Annotated in this window: 20 protein-coding genes; 19 read left to right on the top strand and 1 reads right to left on the bottom strand. The window is 35.2% G+C overall.

Going from position 1 to position 19,568, the window contains the following annotated elements; genetic code table 11:
• Positions 1-63 precede the first annotated feature (63 nt).
• From ACSV4D_RS07230 to ACSV4D_RS07245, 4 genes are all read left to right on the top strand, one after another.
• A complete protein-coding gene (locus ACSV4D_RS07230) occupies positions 64-2,526 on the top strand; it encodes a TonB-dependent receptor domain-containing protein (protein ID WP_439227673.1) in 2,463 nt (820 codons plus the stop codon).
• A gap of 65 nt (positions 2,527-2,591) precedes the next feature.
• Positions 2,592-2,918 (top strand): hypothetical protein, encoded by a 327-nt coding sequence (locus ACSV4D_RS07235; protein WP_408081565.1) that lies wholly within the window; start codon positions 2,592-2,594, stop codon positions 2,916-2,918.
• A gap of 10 nt (positions 2,919-2,928) precedes the next feature.
• Entirely contained in the window at positions 2,929-3,231 is a 303-nt protein-coding gene (locus ACSV4D_RS07240) for a hypothetical protein (protein WP_408081564.1), read from the top strand.
• Between the two features lie 2 nt (positions 3,232-3,233).
• Positions 3,234-4,784 carry a PepSY-associated TM helix domain-containing protein gene (locus tag ACSV4D_RS07245; protein ID WP_439227674.1) on the top strand — a complete coding sequence of 517 codons (1,551 nt, stop codon included), beginning with the start codon at positions 3,234-3,236 and terminating at the stop codon, positions 4,782-4,784.
• A 63-nt stretch (positions 4,785-4,847) separates the two neighbouring features.
• On the opposite strand, the gene ACSV4D_RS07250 is transcribed toward ACSV4D_RS07245, so the two are convergent.
• The gene (locus ACSV4D_RS07250; RefSeq protein WP_439227675.1) at positions 4,848-5,195 is read right to left on the bottom strand and encodes a toxin-antitoxin system YwqK family antitoxin; all 348 of its coding nucleotides are present in this window, start codon (positions 5,193-5,195) and stop codon (positions 4,848-4,850) included.
• Between the two features lie 234 nt (positions 5,196-5,429).
• On the opposite strand from ACSV4D_RS07250, the gene aspS reads away from it, so the two are divergent.
• From aspS to ACSV4D_RS07325, 15 genes are all read left to right on the top strand, one after another.
• On the top strand, positions 5,430-7,178 hold the full coding sequence (aspS, locus tag ACSV4D_RS07255) for an aspartate--tRNA ligase (RefSeq protein ID WP_439227676.1): 1,749 nt from the start codon (positions 5,430-5,432) through the stop codon (positions 7,176-7,178).
• A 128-nt stretch (positions 7,179-7,306) separates the two neighbouring features.
• Positions 7,307-7,501, top strand: a complete 195-nt coding sequence (locus ACSV4D_RS07260) for a cold-shock protein (protein WP_007137066.1) — start codon at positions 7,307-7,309, stop codon at positions 7,499-7,501.
• A 235-nt stretch (positions 7,502-7,736) separates the two neighbouring features.
• Positions 7,737-8,102: an NADH-quinone oxidoreductase subunit A gene (locus tag ACSV4D_RS07265; protein WP_408081560.1), complete on the top strand. Its 366-nt coding sequence runs from the start codon at positions 7,737-7,739 to the stop codon at positions 8,100-8,102.
• Positions 8,103-8,253: 151 nt separating this feature from the next.
• The gene (locus ACSV4D_RS07270) at positions 8,254-8,802 is read left to right on the top strand and encodes an NADH-quinone oxidoreductase subunit B (protein ID WP_373390370.1); all 549 of its coding nucleotides are present in this window, start codon (positions 8,254-8,256) and stop codon (positions 8,800-8,802) included.
• Between the two features lies 1 nt (position 8,803).
• On the top strand, positions 8,804-9,325 hold the full coding sequence (locus ACSV4D_RS07275; protein WP_439227677.1) for an NADH-quinone oxidoreductase subunit C: 522 nt from the start codon (positions 8,804-8,806) through the stop codon (positions 9,323-9,325).
• 31 nt (positions 9,326-9,356) lie between these two features.
• Positions 9,357-10,595 carry an NADH-quinone oxidoreductase subunit D gene (locus ACSV4D_RS07280; protein WP_439227678.1) on the top strand — a complete coding sequence of 413 codons (1,239 nt, stop codon included), beginning with the start codon at positions 9,357-9,359 and terminating at the stop codon, positions 10,593-10,595.
• Between the two features lie 3 nt (positions 10,596-10,598).
• Positions 10,599-11,129, top strand: coding sequence for an NADH-quinone oxidoreductase subunit NuoE family protein (locus ACSV4D_RS07285; protein WP_439227679.1), 531 nt, complete (start codon positions 10,599-10,601; stop codon positions 11,127-11,129).
• A gap of 1 nt (position 11,130) precedes the next feature.
• Positions 11,131-12,498, top strand: a complete 1,368-nt coding sequence (gene nuoF, locus ACSV4D_RS07290) for an NADH-quinone oxidoreductase subunit NuoF (protein ID WP_439227680.1) — start codon at positions 11,131-11,133, stop codon at positions 12,496-12,498.
• Positions 12,499-12,576: 78 nt separating this feature from the next.
• A complete protein-coding gene (locus tag ACSV4D_RS07295; RefSeq protein ID WP_408081554.1) occupies positions 12,577-13,626 on the top strand; it encodes a 2Fe-2S iron-sulfur cluster-binding protein in 1,050 nt (349 codons plus the stop codon).
• 3 nt (positions 13,627-13,629) lie between these two features.
• Positions 13,630-14,682, top strand: coding sequence for an NADH-quinone oxidoreductase subunit NuoH (nuoH, locus tag ACSV4D_RS07300; protein ID WP_408081553.1), 1,053 nt, complete (start codon positions 13,630-13,632; stop codon positions 14,680-14,682).
• A gap of 118 nt (positions 14,683-14,800) precedes the next feature.
• Positions 14,801-15,346: a NuoI/complex I 23 kDa subunit family protein gene (locus tag ACSV4D_RS07305; protein ID WP_408081552.1), complete on the top strand. Its 546-nt coding sequence runs from the start codon at positions 14,801-14,803 to the stop codon at positions 15,344-15,346.
• Positions 15,347-15,886 (top strand): NADH-quinone oxidoreductase subunit J family protein, encoded by a 540-nt coding sequence (locus ACSV4D_RS07310; protein ID WP_073243866.1) that lies wholly within the window; start codon positions 15,347-15,349, stop codon positions 15,884-15,886.
• A 1-nt stretch (position 15,887) separates the two neighbouring features.
• A complete protein-coding gene (gene nuoK / locus ACSV4D_RS07315) occupies positions 15,888-16,208 on the top strand; it encodes an NADH-quinone oxidoreductase subunit NuoK (RefSeq protein ID WP_408081551.1) in 321 nt (106 codons plus the stop codon).
• A 6-nt stretch (positions 16,209-16,214) separates the two neighbouring features.
• The gene (gene nuoL / locus ACSV4D_RS07320; RefSeq protein ID WP_439227681.1) at positions 16,215-18,098 is read left to right on the top strand and encodes an NADH-quinone oxidoreductase subunit L; all 1,884 of its coding nucleotides are present in this window, start codon (positions 16,215-16,217) and stop codon (positions 18,096-18,098) included.
• A gap of 9 nt (positions 18,099-18,107) precedes the next feature.
• Positions 18,108-19,550, top strand: a complete 1,443-nt coding sequence (locus ACSV4D_RS07325) for a complex I subunit 4 family protein (protein ID WP_439227682.1) — start codon at positions 18,108-18,110, stop codon at positions 19,548-19,550.
• Positions 19,551-19,568: the final 18 nt, after the last annotated feature.

Here is a 19,568-nt window from a genome sequence, read left to right on the forward strand (position 1 = left end):
AATTATTTGGTTTTTCGCATTTCACTCTTTACTTTTGCGCTATCAAAAACAATTCTAAATAAAATGAAAACAAAGGCTACGCTGATTATTTTAACTTCATTATTTATTCTCTTATTTTCTAATCCAAGCTGGGCACAGGAAAAAGGGACAATAACAGGACAAGTGAGCTTAAATGACAAACAGTCTCCTGAAAACATTTCTGTTATTCTAAAAGGAACCAGATGGGGTACCATTACAGACGCAAATGGAAATTATAAAATTAAAAATGTAAAGCCCGGAAGTTATACTTTAAAAATTTCGGCTATTGGATACATCGCCAAAGAATTTAAAATAATCTTGTCTTCAGGTCAGGAATTAATTCAAAATGCTGAAATCAATGTTAATTCAGAAGAACTTTCAGGAGTAACCGTTAATAGTAATAAAAAGAACAATTTTGCCAGAAAAGAAAATGTTCAGGTATCACGATTACCTCTGAAAAATCTTGAAAATCCTCAGGTTTATACCACCATCACTTCAGAATTATTAAAAGACCAGGTAGTTACTAATATTGACGACGCCTTAAAAAATGCTCCTGGCATACAGCCACTTTGGACATCAACGGGAAGAGGTTCAGACGGTGCGGGTTATTTTTCTCTACGTGGTTTTGCAGTTCAGCCAAGAGCTCTAAATGGATTACCGGGATTGTCTAACGGAAGTCTTGATCCGGCAAACATAGACAAGATTGAAGTTATCAAAGGACCTTCTGGAACCTTATTTGGAAGTACTTTAGTTTCCTACGGAGGATTAATCAATATTACTACTAAGACTCCACACGACCGTTTTGGCGGAGAAGTAAATTATACTACAGGCTCCTACGGATTAAACCGTGTGACAGCTGACATTAACACGCCTCTTAACGAAGAAAAAACCGTTAATTTCAGAATAAATACTGCCTATCACAACGAAAATAGTTTTCAGGATGCAGGATTCAGAAAAGCACTATTTGTAGCTCCATCATTGTCTTATAAAGCGTCTGACAGGCTTTCATTCTTAATTAATACTGAATTTTTAAGCAATGAAGCGACGAATGCAACAATGTTGTTCCTGACCCGTTCTACTCCACTAAGAGTCAAAAACATGGATGAATTAGGATACGACAACAAGCGCTCTTACACCAGTAATCAATTATCAATTAAAACTCCTTCTTTCAACTTACAAGGGCAAATGTTTTATAAAATAAATGATTCCTGGACTTCACAAACCGCTGTTTCCAGAACATCGGCAAAATCAGAAGGCTATTACAGCTATTTATTTGAAGGTACTTCGTCTTTTCCGGCCATTACAGACGGTGTAGTATTTGCTCGCTATATAAACTATCAAAACTCAACAACTTTAGCAACCGATATTCAACAAAATTTTATTGGTGATTTCAGAATTGGAAAACTGAGAAACCGAATTGTAGCGGGGCTGGATTATTTTAACAGACAAATTATTGACAATGGTACAGGGTATATTATTAATGGAACTATATATATTGGAAATGATAATTTACAAACTGTAAACGAAAATGTTTTTGGAATAACTGATCCTACAAAATATATAACTACAGGAGATAACGGTAAATTGAGTAAAAATGCCACTGATGCCTTATTAGCCGGAGCAACTGTTAATAATTCCAAACAAAAACAGGAAGTATACAGTGCTTATGTATCAGATGTAATCAACTTTTTGCCTAATTTATCTGCTATGGCGAGTTTGCGCGTAGACCGATTTATGAATGCTCAAAACGGAGGCTACAATCAAACAGCACTTTCTCCAAAATTTGGAGTAGTTTTCCAGCCTGTTTTAGATAAAGTATCCCTTTTTGCCAACTATATGAACGGATTTACAAATGTTGCCCCTGCGGAAGACATTAACGGATCCACCAGAACACCAAGAGTTTTTGATCCTGAACATGCAGACCAATTAGAATTTGGAACAAAACTGAATTTATTTGAAGATAAATTATACACAACAATCAGTTACTATAACATTAAAGTTACTGACCGTGTTTATAACATTCGTAACTCAGCAACTGATATTACATACTTTCAGAACGGAGCTCAAAGAAATGAAGGCTTTGAAGCCGAAATTATTGCCAACCCAATTCAGGGATTCAACATTGTTGCAGGTTACAGCTATGTAGATGCCGGAGTAACTAAAGGAGATATTAATACTGTGGGATACAGACCAACAAGTGCTGGTGCTTATAATACAGCTAATTTATGGGCAAGTTACAGATTCCAAAATAATACATTAAAAGGATTTGGTTTAGGATTTGGAGGAAACTATTCCGGTGAAAACAAAATTACTCACGGTCTGGTTACCGGAACATTTACTATACCTGAATATACGGTTCTGAACTCTTCTGTGTTCTATGGAAATGACAAATTCAATTTAACATTAAAAATTGATAACATTGCTAACGTAGATACCTACGACGGATGGTCAACGATTCATCCCAGAAACATGAGAAGCGCGTCAGCCAGTTTCTCTTATAAATTTTAATAGTATAAAAACAAATCAGCTTAGACAGTCTATTTCCAGCTAAGCTGATTCTAGTATATTAAGTTATGATTTCAGTTGTAAGTTTTCTAATCTTCATGGGCTTTTATGCACTTTATTATACTTCGCAAAAAACCTATGTTTCGTATGACAGGCCATATGAGCAATGGATTAAAAAAAATACCAGACCTACTAAATATGTAGGTTTAGTATTGTTGCTGAGTGCTTTTTTTGTTTTATTACTCGAAAAAGCATTAGGTTCAGGAACACTGATTTACTTCATACTATTAATGACTATCGGAAGCCTGATTATCATTATAAGTCCCTTAAAGATTATAAAACCGTCATTTGTCATTCTACTTTTTACAACGGCCACTTTAATCGAAATGTTATAACTAATTAACCATGCCAGCAAATCCAAAATATTTAACACAATCCAAATGGCAGCGTTTTGCTAAAATAACTGCAGCGATTTTAGGCGGTTATCTGGTCTCTATCAGCTTCCATTTAGCTTTAGCCAGCTGGTTTAACCGAGCCAACATTATTATAACAATGGCTTTTAGTGGTTTTATCCTTTGGGTGGCATTGATGGTAGTGGCATTCTTAGCTAAGAATGGATGGAAAATCTGGCTGATTTACTTAGCATTAAGCCTGCTCTTTTCAGCAATACTATACTTAGGGCAAAATTATAATCCGATAGCACAATAATTATGAATAATAGAAATTACAACATCTTTTTTCATACCCACACTGTCAGTGGAATTGTAATCAGCGTCGTTTTATACGTAATCTTTTTTGCAGGTTCATTTTCATTTTTTAAAGAAGATATTGCAAGCTGGGAAAAAGGGACACCCACTTCAGCAAGTCAAACGATACAATTAAATTTTGATGAGGCTCTGAAAAAATTAGATTCGGCTTATGATTTACAGGGCAGAAACATCAGTTTTTATCAACCTCAGAATAAGCATAGCACAGGAATTTCACTTGAAGCATCAAAAGGCAGCCTGGCTTCTGATAAGGCAAAAGAATCAAAATACCTTATCTTAAACAATAAGACTTATCAAACATCGACCTATGAGGAATCATACAATCTGGGCGAGTTTATTTATCGTTTGCATTTTCTGGCACAAATTCCCTATCCTGTAGGTTATTATCTGTCCGGATTTATTGCTCTGTTTTTTCTTTTTGCCATTGTCACCGGAGTTTTATTACATTGGAAAAAAATTATTTCCAGCTTTTATGTTTTTCGTCCAAAAGAAAAATTAAAAACCTGGTGGACCGACGCACATACTTCTCTGGGAATGCTGGGTTTACCATTCCAGTTTGTATATGCAGTAACGGGTGCTTTTTTTATGATAAAATTAGTCATTGTAGCTCCCAGCGTTCAATTGCTTTATCAGGGAGATCAGAAAAAATTATATACAGAATTACAATATTTCGGCACTGATTATCCATTTAAATACAAAGTATTAACCAAACCGTTCAGTATTAATGAAATGGTTGTAAATACTAAGAAAAACTGGGATGATTTTAATATTACCCGTGTAGAAATTCAAAACTATGGGGATGCTAACATGCACGTAACTGTAAAAGGAGAAATCGAATATGACAAAAAATTTACCGGTGCTGGTGAAGTAGTTTATAAAGTTGCCACCGGGGAGATCGTATCTAAAAAAAATCCTCTGACACAAACCACCTATTTAGATTGTGTAAAAAACATTTTGTATCGCATTCATTTTGGCGACTATGGCGGTTATGGTTTAAAAATAATCAGTTTTTTATTGGGAATTTTATCCTGTTTTGTAATCATTTCAGGAGTTATGATTTGGTTGGTTGCAAGAAATAAGAAAAGTATACCTGAGAAAAAAAGACGTTTCAATGAAGTTGTAGTCCGCATTTATTTGGCGATTTGCCTGAGCATGCTACCGGTTACCGCATTTACCTTTATTATTGCTAAAATGTATTATCCTCTGGGGAGAGACAATACGTATTCAGTATATTTTATCAGCTGGTTACTTTTAAGCATCTTTTTTGTTCTAAAGAAAAACAATCGTTTTACTAATCAGTTTTGTTTAATTTCGGGAAGTATACTGGGTTTTATGATTCCTGTTGTAAATGGTATCAAAACAGGAAACTGGTTTTGGATAGCTTATAACAACAATCAATTTCAAACATTTTTTATAGATGTTTTCTGGATTATACTCTCGACAATAACTTTATATGCCAGCTTTAAATTAAAAAGTCATAAAGAAAAAAAATAATGAAGCTAAAAAAAGGCTTTTCCTGAATAGGAAAAGCCTTTTTTTGAATCAACAATTGCACATTTAATCAATGTTCACTATTGCTTCTTTTTTCCAGTTTTTTACAGAGGCAATTTTATTATCAGCATAATCCACTTCGCTTAGAGTTGAAGCATTCCAGTGGAACCATTTCCCCACTTTTTCTCCTTTTTTGTACTCAGCAATAGCTAATTTGTTTCCTTCTTTATCATAGGAAACCCATTTTCCGTCTAATTTTCCGTCTTTATAAAAACCTGTTTGCTGCACGTGTCCGTTTTCATAAAAATAAGTTGCTTTTACTTTGTTTCCTACTGCTTCTAATTGTGGTTTAGGTGCTTGTGCAAAAATCATCCCTGTAATTAAAATTGCTCCGATAACTATATATTTTTTCATAATGTAAAATTTTACGTGGTTTCTTTTATCAAAATTACATATTAATTTACATTTAAAAAACAATTTAGTAACAATTTAGTAACATTGGATAAAAACTTAACATTGGAAATTAAAACTACTTATTACCACTACTATTAAAAAATCAATTTTCTCAATTCAATGTACATAATTAGTTCTAAATTTGCAGCCGGTCTTTAAACGGACTTACAAATCAAATAATTAAATTTTTCAAGAATGTATAGAAGTCATAACTGTGGCGAGTTAAACGCCTCACATATTAATACCGAAGTCACACTTGCGGGTTGGGTTCAGAAATCACGTGATAAAGGATTCATGAATTGGGTAGATTTAAGAGACCGTTATGGAATAACACAATTAATTTTCGACGAAAGTCGTACTGAAAAAATAGTATTTGAATTAGCAAAAACTCTTGGAAGAGAATTTGTAATTCAGGTAAAAGGAACTGTTATTGAGCGTGAAGCTAAAAATAAAAATATCCCAACGGGTGAAATCGAAATTTTAGTTTCTGAGTTAAACATTCTAAACAGCGCTTTAACACCTCCTTTTACAATTGAAGATGAAACAGATGGTGGGGAAGACATCCGAATGAAATACCGCTACCTTGATATCAGAAGAAATCCGGTAAAAAACAGTTTATTATTCCGTCACAAAGTAGCGATGGAAGTGCGTAAATATTTATCTGATTTGGATTTCTGCGAAGTAGAGACACCCTATTTAATTAAATCGACTCCGGAAGGAGCTCGAGATTTTGTAGTACCTTCCCGCATGAATGAAGGACAATTCTACGCTTTACCACAATCCCCACAAACCTTCAAACAATTATTGATGGTAGGTGGAATGGATAAATATTTCCAGATTGTGAAATGTTTCCGTGACGAAGATTTGCGTGCCGACCGTCAACCTGAGTTTACTCAAATTGACTGCGAAATGGCATTTGTGGAACAAGAAGACATTTTAAATATTTTCGAAGGGCTAACACGTCATTTGCTAAAAGAAATAAAAGGAGTTGAAGTGGACAAATTCCCTCGTATGACCTATGAACATGCGATGAAAACTTATGGAAACGACAAACCGGATATCCGTTTTGGGATGGAATTTGGTGAGTTGAACGAATTTGCACAACACAAAGAATTCCCCGTTTTCAATACTGCCGAATTAGTAGTAGGAATTGCAGTTCCGGGAGCAGGAAGTTACACCAGAAAAGAAATTGACGCCTTAATTGACTGGGTAAAACGTCCTCAGGTCGGTGCATCAGGAATGGTGTATGTAAAATGTAATGAAGACGGAAGCTTTAAATCATCTGTAGATAAATTCTATGATCAAGAAGATTTAGGAAATTGGGCAAAAGTTACTGGTGCAAAAGCCGGAGACATGATTTTTGTACTTTCAGGACCGGCTAACAAAACCAGAGCACAATTAAGTGCTTTGAGAATGGAATTAGCTACTCGTTTAGGATTACGCAATCCGGATGTTTTTGCACCACTTTGGGTTGTTGATTTCCCATTATTAGAGTTTGATGAAGAAAGCGGTCGTTACCATGCGATGCACCACCCCTTCACTTCTCCCAAACCGGAAGATATTGCTTTATTAGAAACCGAACCCGGAAAAGTTCGTGCCAATGCATACGACATGGTTTTAAACGGAAACGAAATTGGTGGTGGATCAATTCGTATTCACGATAAAGCTACACAACAATTGATGTTTAAATATTTAGGATTCTCCGATGAAGAAGCAAAAGCACAATTTGGCTTCCTGATGGATGCTTTCCAGTTTGGAGCACCACCACACGGAGGACTTGCTTTTGGATTGGATCGCTTAGTGGCTATTTTAGGTGGACAGGAAACTATTCGCGACTTTATTGCTTTCCCAAAAAACAACTCCGGAAGAGATGTAATGATTGATGCTCCTGCAGCCATTGACAGCACACAATTAAAGGAATTACGCATTCAATTGGATTTATAATAAATATCTTTCGAAACGCACTGAATAGGCTGAATATCAATTATTTTATTAAAAAAATTGATATTAATCATTTTCGTATTGTATTAAACATTACATTTGCCTTATTATAAATTATTATTACTATTACAATGCGTACAGGTACAGTTAAATTTTTCAATGAATCAAAAGGTTACGGATTCATTACAGACGAAGAAACAGGAAAAGACATTTTTGTTCACGCTTCAGGAATCAACGCGGAAGAATTACGCGAAGGTGACAGAGTTAGCTACGAAGAAGAAGAAGGAAGAAAAGGAAAAGTTGCTGCTAAAGTTGCAGTAATCTAAACAAAATATTTTTTTGTTACGAATGCTCAAAGCGTCCCGATAATATCGGGACGCTTTTTTTTATAATTAAAAGTTAAATTTTTAGTTTTTTTTAAGAAACACAGAAATCCTTATTTATAATCATTAAAAACTACCGAAAAACTCCTTCAAAACCAATATGATTTTACATTCACTGCTTGTGATTTATAACATTGAAGCATATCTTTGTGACTTATTTTAGCACAAATATTTTATTATGCAATCAGAACAGTTCAATTATTTTCCTATTTTAATGCAAGCCTTACTTGCTGTGGGCTTCGTAGTAGCCACCATCCTTATTTCCGGGAAATTAGGCCCTAAAAGAAAATCAGTTATAAAAGACAAAAATTTTGAGTGTGGAATTGAATCTGTGGGAAATGCACGTATCCCTTTTTCAGTAAAATACTTTCTGGTCGCTATTTTATTTGTTCTATTTGATATCGAAGTAATTTTCTTATATCCCTGGGCTATTAATTTCAAAGAACTGGGAATAGAAGGAATGATAAAAATGATTGTGTTTATGGCTTTACTTTTAGTTGGTTTTTTCTATATCATCAAAAAGAAAGCTTTACAATGGGAATAAAGAAATATTAGATTTCAGATTGTAGATTTTAGATTTTTTTGATTTAGAATTTTAGATTTGAAAAGTAAATTTCTCAAAATATAATATTGATTTTTAAATATTGATTTCATTTTTAAGGTTTTCCAAATCTGAAATCTAAAATCTAAAATAAATGAGCGATTCAAAGATAAATATGGTTGCCCCTCCGGAAGGTGTTGTTGGTGAAGGTTTTTTTGCTACAAAACTGAATGATGTTGTAGGATTGGCACGTGCTAATTCACTTTGGCCATTACCTTTTGCAACTTCTTGTTGCGGTATTGAATTTATGGCTACTATGGCATCTCATTATGACCTGGCTCGATTTGGTTCAGAGCGTGTAAGTTTTTCTCCTCGTCAAGCTGATATGTTATTAGTGATGGGAACAATTTCTAAAAAAATGGCTCCGATTTTGCGTCAGGTTTACGAGCAAATGTCTGAACCCAGATGGGTTATTGCCGTTGGCGCTTGTGCATCCTCAGGAGGAATATTTGACACATACTCTGTTCTTCAGGGAATTGACAAAGTAATTCCGGTTGATGTATATGTTCCGGGTTGCCCTCCAAGACCGGAACAAATTGTAGATGGTGTAATGAAATTGCAAGAACTGGTAAAAACAGAATCTGTAAGAAGAAGAAGTTCGCCGGAGTATCAAGAATTATTAGCTTCTTATAATATCAAATAAAATGGCATTAGAAAACACCGCTATTCAGGAAAAATTAGTAGCTGCTTTCGCTGAGAATGTAGTTAACTTCCAACAGGAAAGAGATATTTTTTCTTTCGAAATGAATGCAAATACTAACACCGCTATAATTTTATTTTTAAAAAACGATCCCGAATTACGTTTTCATTTCTTAACTGATTTATGCGGTATTCATTACCCTGACAATCCGATTGAAAAGCAATTTGCAGTAGTTTACCATTTGCACAATTGGTATGAAAATAAGCGAATCCGAATTAAAGCTTTTCTGAACTCAGAAAACCCTGAAATAAAAACAGTTTCTAATATTTTCTTAACCGTTAACTGGATGGAAAGAGAAACTTATGATTTTTTCGGCATTAACTTTATTGGCCATCCACAGTTGAAACGTATTCTGAATATGGATGAAATGATTTCTTTCCCAATGCGTAAAGAATTCCCAATGGAAGATGGTGGAAGAACCGATAAAGACGACCGATTCTTCGGAAGAACAATAGACAATTGCTAAAATAAAATATATAATTTTTCACATTCTATAAATGTCAGAACTATTATTACCACCAGAGCATCGCTATGCTAAAATAATAAAAGAGCAACTAAACGAAGACGGAAACGAGCTTTCTATCCTGAATTTAGGTCCGACTCACCCGGCCACTCACGGAATTTTCCAAAATATTCTGCTGATGGATGGAGAACGAATTTTAGATGCTGAACCAACTATTGGTTATATTCATCGTGCTTTTGAGAAAATTGCCGAAAATCGTCCGTTTTACCAAATTACTCCTCTTACTGACCGAATGAACTATTGCTCTTCTCCTATCAACAACATGGGATGGTGGATGACATTAGAAAAATTATTGGGTGTTGAAGTTCCTAAAAGAGCACAATATTTAAGAGTTATCGTAATGGAATTAGCCAGAATTACTGATCACCTGATTTGTAATTCGATTTTGGGCGTAGATACCGGTGCATATACAGGCTTTCTTTATGTTTTCCAGTTTAGAGAAAAAGTATACGAAATATATGAAGAAATTTGCGGTGCCCGTTTAACTACTAATATGGGGCGAATTGGCGGTTTTGAAAGAGACTGGTCTCCTAAAGCTTTTGAATTATTAAATACTTTTCTGGAAGAATTTCCAGTTGCCTGGAAGGAATTTGAGAATCTGTTTGAAAGAAACAGAATTTTTATAGACCGTACTGTAAATGTAGGTGCAATTTCAGCCGAAAAAGCAATGGCTTACGGATTTACAGGACCTAACTTACGTGCTGCAGGTATTGATTATGATGTACGTGTTGCACAACCATATAGTTCTTACGAAGATTTTGATTTTAAAGTCCCAGTAGGAAAATCAGGTGATACTTACGATCGTTTTTGTGTTCGTAATGCCGAAGTTTGGGAAAGTTTGAGTATCATTCGTCAGGCATTGGATAAAATGCCGGAAGGAAATGAATACCACGCCGAAGTTCCTGATTACTACTTGCCTCCTAAAGAAGATGTTTACAACAATATGGAATCTTTAATCTATCATTTCAAAATTGTAATGGGTGAAGTTCCAGTTCCGGTTGCCGAAATTTATCATCCGGTAGAAGGAGGAAATGGAGAATTAGGTTTCTATTTAGTAACTGATGGTAGTCGTACTCCATACAGATTGCATTTTAGAAGACCTTGTTTCATTTATTACCAGGCATATCCCGAAATGATTAAAGGCGCATTATTATCAGATGCCATTGTTATTTTATCCAGTTTAAATGTAATAGCCGGAGAATTAGACGCATAAATTATGGAACGTACACATTACAAACAAGAAATAAACATGACGGAAGCATTGATGACTCGCATCAGTGAATTACTAAGTCATTATCCTGAAGATAAGAAAAAATCGGCTTTGTTGCCTGTTTTACATGAAGTACAAGATGCACATGACAACTGGCTGAGCATTGAATTGATGGATAAGGTTGCTGAAATTCTTGAAATATTACCTATTGAAGTTTACGAAGTAGCTACTTTCTATACCATGTACAACCTAAAACCTATTGGGAAATACATGTTTGAATTTTGCCAAACATCCTGTTGCTGCCTGAGAGGAACTGAAGATTTAATGGATTATACCTGCGAAAAGCTAGGCGTGGGCATTGGCGAAACTACTGCTGACGGACTTTTTGAAGTGAGAGGTGTAGAATGTCTGGGTGCTTGTGGCTATGCTCCAATGATGCAATTGGGGGATTTCTATAAAGAACACTTAACCAGAGAAAAAATCGATCAGATTATTGCTGATTGCCGAGATAATAAAATAATATTACACGATAAATAAGATGTCAAAAAAAATATTATTAGACAAAATCAACATTCCGGGGATTAAAACCTACGAAGTTTACCGCCAGCACGGAGGTTATGCTTCTGTAGAAAAAGCTATGAAATCAATGACTCCTGACGAAGTGGTTGAGGAAGTGAAAAAATCAGGACTTCGTGGTCGTGGTGGAGCGGGTTTCCCAGCCGGAATGAAATGGAGTTTTATTGATAAAAAATCAGGAAAACCAAGACATCTGGTGTGTAATGCCGATGAGTCAGAACCAGGAACATTCAAAGATCGCTATTTGATGGAATTTATTCCTCACTTATTGATTGAAGGAATGATTACTTCCAGTTTTGCATTGGGTGCAAACCGTTCTTATATCTACATTCGCGGAGAGTACATGTGGGTTTTTAAAATATTAGAAAGAGCCATTGCCGAAGCGAAAGCTGCAGGCTGGTTAGGGAAAAATATTTTAGGAACAGGTTACGATTTAGAATTATACGTTCACTGTGGTGCCGGAGCTTATATCTGTGGAGAAGAAACCGCTTTGATCGAATCATTAGAAGGTAAAAGAGGAAACCCACGTATCAAGCCACCTTTCCCGGCAGTTTCCGGACTTTGGGCTAACCCAACAGTAGTAAACAACGTAGAAACAATTGCAGCAGTGCCATGGATTGTAAACAATTCAGGTGATGATTATGCTAAAATTGGAATTGGAAGATCTACAGGAACTAAATTAATTTCGGCTTCGGGACATGTTAAAAACCCTGGAGTTTACGAAATCGAATTAGGATTAAGCGTTGATGAATTCATGAATTCTGACGAATATTTAGGCGGAATGAGTTCGAACAGACCTTTGAAAGCTTTAGTTCCGGGAGGTTCATCAGTGCCAATTTTACCAGCCGATTTAATTTTTAAAACTGCTAATGGGGAAGACCGTTTAATGACTTACGAATCCTTGAGTGACGGAGGTTTTGCTACAGGATCTATGTTAGGTTCTGGTGGATTCATTGTTTATGATGATACGGCTTGTATTGTACGCAACACTTGGAATTTTGCTCGTTTTTACCACCATGAATCTTGTGGACAATGTACGCCTTGCCGTGAAGGAACTGGATGGTTAGAAAAAGTATTGTGGCGTATTGAAAACGGCCAGGGTCGCGAAGAAGATATTGATTTGTTATGGAGTATTCAATCTAAAATTGAAGGAAACACAATTTGTCCATTAGGAGATGCAGCTTCATGGCCGGTAGCAGCAGCTATTCGTCATTTTAGAGACGAATTTGAATATCATGTTCGTTTTCCGGAAAGAATAAAAAACAGAAATCATTTTGTTGCCGAGCCATTTGATAAAGTAAAACATTTGGTAAGCAAACAAACAGTATAAAAGTTGAAAGTTAGTAGTTGATAGTTGATGGATGCTCCTAAACTAACAACTGACAACTGACAACCAACAACTTATAATATGAAAGTAACAATAGACGGTCAAGAAATTGAAGTTGAAGCAGGAACAACCATCTTGCAGGCGGCTCGTATGATAGGAGGAGAATCAGTTCCACCTGCTATGTGCTATTATTCGAAACTAAAAGGGAGCGGCGGAAAATGCCGTTGTTGTTTAGTCGAAGTTGCTAAAGGGAGTGATGCTGATCCAAGACCAATGCCTAAATTAATGGCATCTTGTGTAACAGGATGTATGGACGGTATGGAAGTGAATAGTAAAAATTCGGATCGGGTGCGTGAAGCACGTCAGTCGGTGACAGAATTTTTATTAATTAATCACCCTTTGGATTGTCCAATTTGTGATCAGGCCGGAGAGTGTGATTTGCAGGATTTAAGCTTTGAGCACGGAAAATCGAAGACTCGTTTTATTGAAGAAAAAAGAACATTTGAACCGGAAGATATCGGTCCAAACATTCAGCTTCATATGAACCGCTGCATATTATGCCAACGTTGTGTACAAGTAGCCGATCAATTGACAGATAACAGAGTTCATGGAGTTTTAGACCGTGGCGATCATGCTAATATTTCGACTTGTATTTCTAAGGCTATTGACAATGAATTTTCAGGAAATATGATTGATGTATGCCCTGTAGGTGCATTGACGGATAAAACGTTCCGATTCAAATCAAGAGTCTGGTTCAACAAACCGTACAACGCTCATAGAGAATGTACAACTCCGGGTTGTTGTGGAAAAACTACGGTTTGGATGTTTGGAGACGAAATTCAAAGAGTTACGGGGCGTAAAGATCAATACCATGAAGTAGAGGATTTTATCTGTAACGAATGTCGTTTTGACCACAAAGACCCTGCTGACTGGGTAATTGAAGGACCAAGAAAATTTGATAAAGATTCGGTAATTAATCAGAATAATTATACTCAAAAATTAGATACCGTTCGTATAGCTACCGAAGAAGGAATTCTGAAAGGAAGAGAGCAAGACCGTAAAAAAATCAGTATGACTGCTATACCTTTAGATAAAGAAGAGCAGGAAGAATTTAAAAATGGTAATCTGTAAAAAATGGACAGTACAATTATTATAGAAAAAAGTGTTATCATTCTGGTTGTCTTTGCCATCACGATGGTTATGGCAATGTATTCTACACTTGCAGAAAGAAAAGTTGCAGCCTGGTTGCAGGATCGTATTGGTCCTAACAGAGCTGGAAAAGGCGGTATACTACAACCACTTGCAGATGGTTTAAAATTATTTTCAAAAGAGGAATTTGAACCTGATACTCCAAACAGATTCCTGTTTTTTGTAGGACCGGCAGTAGCAATGAGTACAGCTTTAATGACCAGTGCCGTAATACCATGGGGAGACCATTTCCATCTTTTTGGAAGAGATATTATCCTTCAGGCTTCTGACATTGACAATGCTTTGTTATACATTTTTGCAATACTTTCTATTGGTGTTTATGGTATCATGATTGGTGGATGGGCATCTAATAACAAGTTCTCTTTAATGGGAGCGGTTCGTGCGGGATCTCAAATGGTTTCTTATGAAATTGCCATGGGCTTATCCATGATTGCATTATTAATGATGACAGGAACATTAAGCTTAAGAGAAATTAGTTTACAGCAATCGGGAATGAGCTGGAATGTATTTTACCAACCGCTTTCCTTCTTAATCTTTCTGATTTGTTCTTTTGCAGAAACAAACAGAACTCCTTTTGACTTAGCGGAATGCGAAAGTGAACTGATTGGTGGTTATCATACTGAATATTCATCTATGAAAATGGGATTCTACTTATTTGCTGAATATGCGAGTATGTTTATCTCATCTACTATTCTTGCTGTATTATTCTTTGGAGGTTATAACTATCCGGGAATGAGCTGGGCGGTAGAAAATTGGGGAGTCAATTTAGCAAATCTAATAGGAATTGCAGTATTATTTGCAAAAATATGTTTCTTCATCTTTTTCTATATGTGGGTAAGATGGACTATTCCAAGATTCAGATACGATCAATTGATGAATTTAGGATGGAAAATATTAATTCCGCTGTCGATTATCAATATTGTAATTACAGGAATCGTAATTTTGAGACACGAATTAGCCGTATTTTTAGGATTTTAAATTATAGCAAAGAGTAGCACTAGCCCTGATTGAAGCGGCATCCTTTAATTTTTTTCTTTAAAAAATTAAAGATATAGCGGAAAGCAGGATTAGCTTCAAATAAAAAAATAAAATAAAGATGTCAATAGAAACCATATCCTTATCGGGAAGGAAAGTACAAGTCTCTAATAAAGAGATGACTTTTTTAGAACGTTTGTATCTTGTTGCAATTGTAAAAGGATTATTTATCACACTGAAACACTTGTTTTCCAGAAAGGTTACTATTCAGTATCCGGAGCAGGTGCGTACTATGAGTCCGGTATATCGCGGTCAGCACATGTTGAAACGTGATGAACAGGGAAGAGAAAATTGTACGGCTTGCGGATTGTGTGCTTTATCTTGTCCTGCAGAAGCCATTACTATGAAAGCTGCTGAACGTAAAGCGAACGAAAAACATTTATACAGAGAAGAAAAATATGCCGAAATATATGAGATTAATATGTTGCGTTGTATTTTTTGCGGATTGTGCGAAGAAGCCTGTCCTAAAGATGCTATTTATCTGACTACTTCAAAAGTATTAGTTCCTTCGAATTATGAAAGAGAAAATTTTATTTTTGGCAAAGACAGATTAGTGATGCCGCTAGATATGGCAATCAAGAACACTCAATTTAATAACGCTAACTAAATGATACATATTCCTGATTTTGCTAACGCAACTCCTGTACAAATTATATTTTGTTTCTTATCGTTTATTACGTTAATCACGGCCTTTCTGGCCATATTTAGCAGAAATCCTATTCATAGTGCACTTTACTTAGTGATTTGCTTTTTTACTATAGCAGGACATTATTTACTATTGAATTCTCAGTTTCTGGCAATTGTTCATGTCATAGTTTATTCGGGAGCCATTATGATTTTGTTCCTGTTTACGATCATGCTTATGAATCTGAATAAGCAAAATGAGGTTCACAAACCCCGTATTACCAGACTAGGAGCTATTGTTTCTTTTTGTTTAATCTGTGTGGTGCTGATTTTGATATTTATCAATTCAAAACCTATTGAAGGAGAATATATTGCTACCGGAGAAGATTACCAATCTATAAAGGTTTTAGGACGTGTTTTACTGAACGAGTACATGGTTCCTTTTGAATTTGCTTCTGTCTTGCTTTTAACAGCTATGATAGGAGTTGTATTATTGTCTAAAAAAGAAAAAACGGAGAAATAAAATGACTAATATTTTAAATGAAATAGGCATCGAAAACTATATCTTCCTTTGTGTAATACTTTTTTGTATTGGAGTATTTGGAGTATTATACAGACGAAATGCCATCATCGTATTTATGTCTATTGAGATTATGCTAAACGCGGTAAATCTATTATTCGTAGCATTTTCGACCTATCATCAGGATGCACAAGGTCAAATATTTGTGTTTTTCTCTATGGCTGTAGCTGCGGCAGAAGTTGCTGTAGGTTTAGCGATTTTGGTATCGATTTTTAGAAATTTAGGTTCGATTGATATTAATAATTTAAAAAACTTAAAAGGATAAACGATAATGAATACGAATTTAGCTTTACTCTTATTATTAGCTCCTTTTTTAGGATTTTTATTTAATATTTTCTTTGGAAAAAAAATTAGCAAATCGGCTTCCGGAAGTATTGGAACTTTGACTGTTCTCATTTCATTTGTTGCAACTCTTGTTTTTTTTCTGCAAATTAACGAAAGCAAACAACCGGTTCAAATTGAATTATTCAATTGGATTCGGACTCATAATTTTCGTGTGAATTTTGGTTTTCTGCTAGACCAATTATCAATCTTGTGGTTATTATTTGTAACCGGAATCGGTTCATTAATTCACCTCTACTCTATCAGCTACATGCATGATGATGAGAATATGCACAAGTTTTTTGCGTATTTGAATTTGTTTATCTTCTTCATGATTACGTTAGTTATCGGAAGCAACTTATTAGTATTATTCATCGGATGGGAAGGCGTTGGACTTTGTTCTTACCTGCTTATTGGATTTTGGCACAAAAATCAGGAATACAATGATGCGGCTAAAAAAGCTTTCATCATGAACCGAATTGGAGATTTAGGATTATTGATTGGTATTTTTATTATTGGTTCTTTGTTCAATACTTTAGATTATACTACATTAAAAACGGCTATTGCTACTTCCGGTAATTTAGATATTACGATGATTTCAATTGCTGCCTTTGCTCTATTTATTGGAGCTTGTGGAAAATCAGCGCAAATTCCATTGTACACCTGGTTGCCTGATGCGATGGCTGGACCAACACCAGTATCGGCTCTGATTCATGCCGCTACAATGGTTACTGCAGGTATTTTCATGATTACAAGATTAAATTATGTATTTGATTTAGCTCCTGAAGTACAAAATATCATTGCTATTATAGGTGCTGTAACTTCTTTAGTTGCTGCAACAATTGCTTTAGTTCAAACCGATATCAAAAAAGTATTGGCTTATTCTACGGTTTCTCAATTGGGATTAATGTTCTTAGCTTTAGGTTTTGGAGCTTACGAAATTGCGGTTTTTCACGTAATCACACATGCTTTCTTTAAAGCTTGTTTGTTCTTAGGTTCAGGATCAGTAATTCATGCTTTACACGGAGAACAAGATATGCGCAAAATGGGTGGATTGAAAAAAGTAATGGGAATCACGTTTATTACGTTTTTACTTTCGTCATTAGCTATTTCAGGAATTCCTCCTTTTTCAGGATTTTTCTCGAAAGATGAAATCTTAATGACTGCTTATCATAACAATATAGTGCTTTGGGTTATTGCATCTTTAGCTTCTTTAATGACTGCTTTTTATATGTTCCGTTTGTTATATCTGACATTCTTTAAAGAATTCAGAGGAACTGAACACCAAAAAAGTCATTTACACGAAAGTCCTAGATTAATTACATTTCCACTTATTGTATTAGCAATTTTGGCAACTATTGGCGGTTTAATTAGTTTACCAACAAGTAGCTGGCTGAATGGTTACTTAGCGCCTTTATTTTCGAAAGAAGCGCACGAAGCACATCATTTTGGAACAACAGAATACACGTTAATGGCTATAGCTATTGTTGGAGGAATTATCGGAATTGCAATTGCTTTTGTAAAATACATCAAACAAAATCAGGTTCCGCCAGAAGATGCTGGAATCACAGGATTTTCAAAAGTATTGTATAACAAATATTATGTGGATGAAATTTACAATATCATCTTTGTAAATTCAATCAACAGCTTGTCCAAATTTTCTAGAGATTATATCGAAACCTCTTTAGCTGCTGCAGTTTTTGGATTAGGAAAAGTAACCAACGAATTAAGTTACCAGGGAAAGAAATTACAAACAGGAAGTATTGGTTTTTACTTGTTTGTATTTGTCTTAGGGCTTAGTGCCATACTAACTTATTTATTTTTAGCTCAATAATTTTATATCATGAACGTATCACTACTATTAATTATACTTCTTGTTGGTGCATTTGCTACTTATTTTGCCGGCGATAAACTGGCTTCAAGAGTGGCATTATTATTCAGCTTAGTTGCTTTAGGAATATCAATTGCTTTGTTGAATGCTTATAATTCAGGAGAAAATATTAGTTTTTTTAAATTTTGGATTAACAAACCTGCTATTGCTTATTCGCTTACTGCCGATGGATTATCCCTAATCATGTTATTACTGACTACGGCATTGACACCTTTGATTATCTATTCTTCTTTTGGAAATGAATATAAAAATGCTAAATCATTCTATGGACTGATCTTGTTTATGTCATTTGCTATGACAGGAACTTTCTTAGCTTCGGATGGACTTTTATACTATATCTTCTGGGAATTAGCATTAATCCCAATTTATTTTATTGCTTTAATTTGGGGTAACGGAGATGTTGAAGAACGCAAAAAAGCAGTAGTAAAATTCTTTATCTATACGCTTGCCGGATCTTTATTTATGCTAATCGCCTTTGTTTATTTATATCAAAAAGCTGGCAGCTTCCTGTTACAGGATTTATACAAAGTTGACCTGAGTCAAATAGAGCAATTCTGGATTTTCTGGGCATTCTTTTTAGCTTATGCCATCAAAATTCCAATTATTCCTTTCCATACCTGGCAGGCAAAAGTGTACCAAAAAGCACCCACAGTGGGAACCATGCTTTTATCAGGTATCATGCTAAAAATGGGATTGTATAGTGTATTGCGTTGGCAATTACCAATTACTCCTATTGCATCAACAACCTATTTACCAATATTAATCGGTTTAGGAATTGCTGGTGTAATCTACGGTTCAATTGTCGCTTTAAGACAAAAAGATCTGAAAAAATTATTGGCATATTCTTCCTTGGCACACGTGGGACTAATTGCTGCCGGATGTTACACGTTAAACATTGACGGATTGCGTGGCGCTGTTTTACAAATGATTTCGCATGGTTTTGTTGTAGTGGGATTATTCTTTACGGCAGAAATTATTTACAGAAGATTCGACACCAGAGTGATTACCGAAATGGGAGGAATACGCTCTCAGGCACCAAAATTTGCGTCATTGTTTATGATATTGGTTTTGGCTTCGGTAGCCTTACCTACTACTTTTAACTTTGTGGGAGAATTTACGGTTTTGTATAGTTTGTATCAAATTAATGTATGGTTTGCCGTATTAGGCGGAACAACAATTATTTTAGGAGCTTATTATATGTTAAAAATGTACCAACAGGTAATGCTGGGAGAACCTAACACAAAAGTTTTTGCTGATGTTAGTTTCCATGAGACATTCGTTTTAGTGATTATCATTGCGGTTATTTTCTTTTTCGGAATGTACCCAAGACCTATCAATGAACTCATTACTCCTAGTTTGGATCAGATTTTAAGAACATTATATAAAATTCAATAATAAACCGACTATTTTTAA

It is taken from the genome of Flavobacterium sp. ARAG 55.4 (assembly GCF_051846875.1).
Lineage (GTDB): Bacteria > Bacteroidota > Bacteroidia > Flavobacteriales > Flavobacteriaceae > Flavobacterium > Flavobacterium plantiphilum.

Coding starts and splice junctions, on each gene's coding strand:
- ACSV4D_RS07260 (WP_007137066.1), top strand. CDS start 7,307: ATGCGTACAGGTACAGTTAAATTTTTCAATGAATCAAAAGGTTACGGA.
- ACSV4D_RS07240 (WP_408081564.1), top strand. CDS start 2,929: ATGCCAGCAAATCCAAAATATTTAACACAATCCAAATGGCAGCGTTTT.
- nuoK (WP_408081551.1), top strand. CDS start 15,888: ATGACTAATATTTTAAATGAAATAGGCATCGAAAACTATATCTTCCTT.
- ACSV4D_RS07275 (WP_439227677.1), top strand. CDS start 8,804: ATGGCATTAGAAAACACCGCTATTCAGGAAAAATTAGTAGCTGCTTTC.
- nuoL (WP_439227681.1), top strand. CDS start 16,215: ATGAATACGAATTTAGCTTTACTCTTATTATTAGCTCCTTTTTTAGGA.
- ACSV4D_RS07270 (WP_373390370.1), top strand. CDS start 8,254: ATGAGCGATTCAAAGATAAATATGGTTGCCCCTCCGGAAGGTGTTGTT.
- ACSV4D_RS07250 (WP_439227675.1), bottom strand. CDS start 5,195: ATGAAAAAATATATAGTTATCGGAGCAATTTTAATTACAGGGATGATT.
- ACSV4D_RS07235 (WP_408081565.1), top strand. CDS start 2,592: ATGATTTCAGTTGTAAGTTTTCTAATCTTCATGGGCTTTTATGCACTT.
- ACSV4D_RS07245 (WP_439227674.1), top strand. CDS start 3,234: ATGAATAATAGAAATTACAACATCTTTTTTCATACCCACACTGTCAGT.
- nuoF (WP_439227680.1), top strand. CDS start 11,131: ATGTCAAAAAAAATATTATTAGACAAAATCAACATTCCGGGGATTAAA.
- ACSV4D_RS07310 (WP_073243866.1), top strand. CDS start 15,347: ATGATACATATTCCTGATTTTGCTAACGCAACTCCTGTACAAATTATA.
- ACSV4D_RS07265 (WP_408081560.1), top strand. CDS start 7,737: ATGCAATCAGAACAGTTCAATTATTTTCCTATTTTAATGCAAGCCTTA.
- nuoH (WP_408081553.1), top strand. CDS start 13,630: ATGGACAGTACAATTATTATAGAAAAAAGTGTTATCATTCTGGTTGTC.
- ACSV4D_RS07285 (WP_439227679.1), top strand. CDS start 10,599: ATGGAACGTACACATTACAAACAAGAAATAAACATGACGGAAGCATTG.
- ACSV4D_RS07230 (WP_439227673.1), top strand. CDS start 64: ATGAAAACAAAGGCTACGCTGATTATTTTAACTTCATTATTTATTCTC.
- aspS (WP_439227676.1), top strand. CDS start 5,430: ATGTATAGAAGTCATAACTGTGGCGAGTTAAACGCCTCACATATTAAT.
- ACSV4D_RS07280 (WP_439227678.1), top strand. CDS start 9,357: ATGTCAGAACTATTATTACCACCAGAGCATCGCTATGCTAAAATAATA.
- ACSV4D_RS07295 (WP_408081554.1), top strand. CDS start 12,577: ATGAAAGTAACAATAGACGGTCAAGAAATTGAAGTTGAAGCAGGAACA.
- ACSV4D_RS07325 (WP_439227682.1), top strand. CDS start 18,108: ATGAACGTATCACTACTATTAATTATACTTCTTGTTGGTGCATTTGCT.
- ACSV4D_RS07305 (WP_408081552.1), top strand. CDS start 14,801: ATGTCAATAGAAACCATATCCTTATCGGGAAGGAAAGTACAAGTCTCT.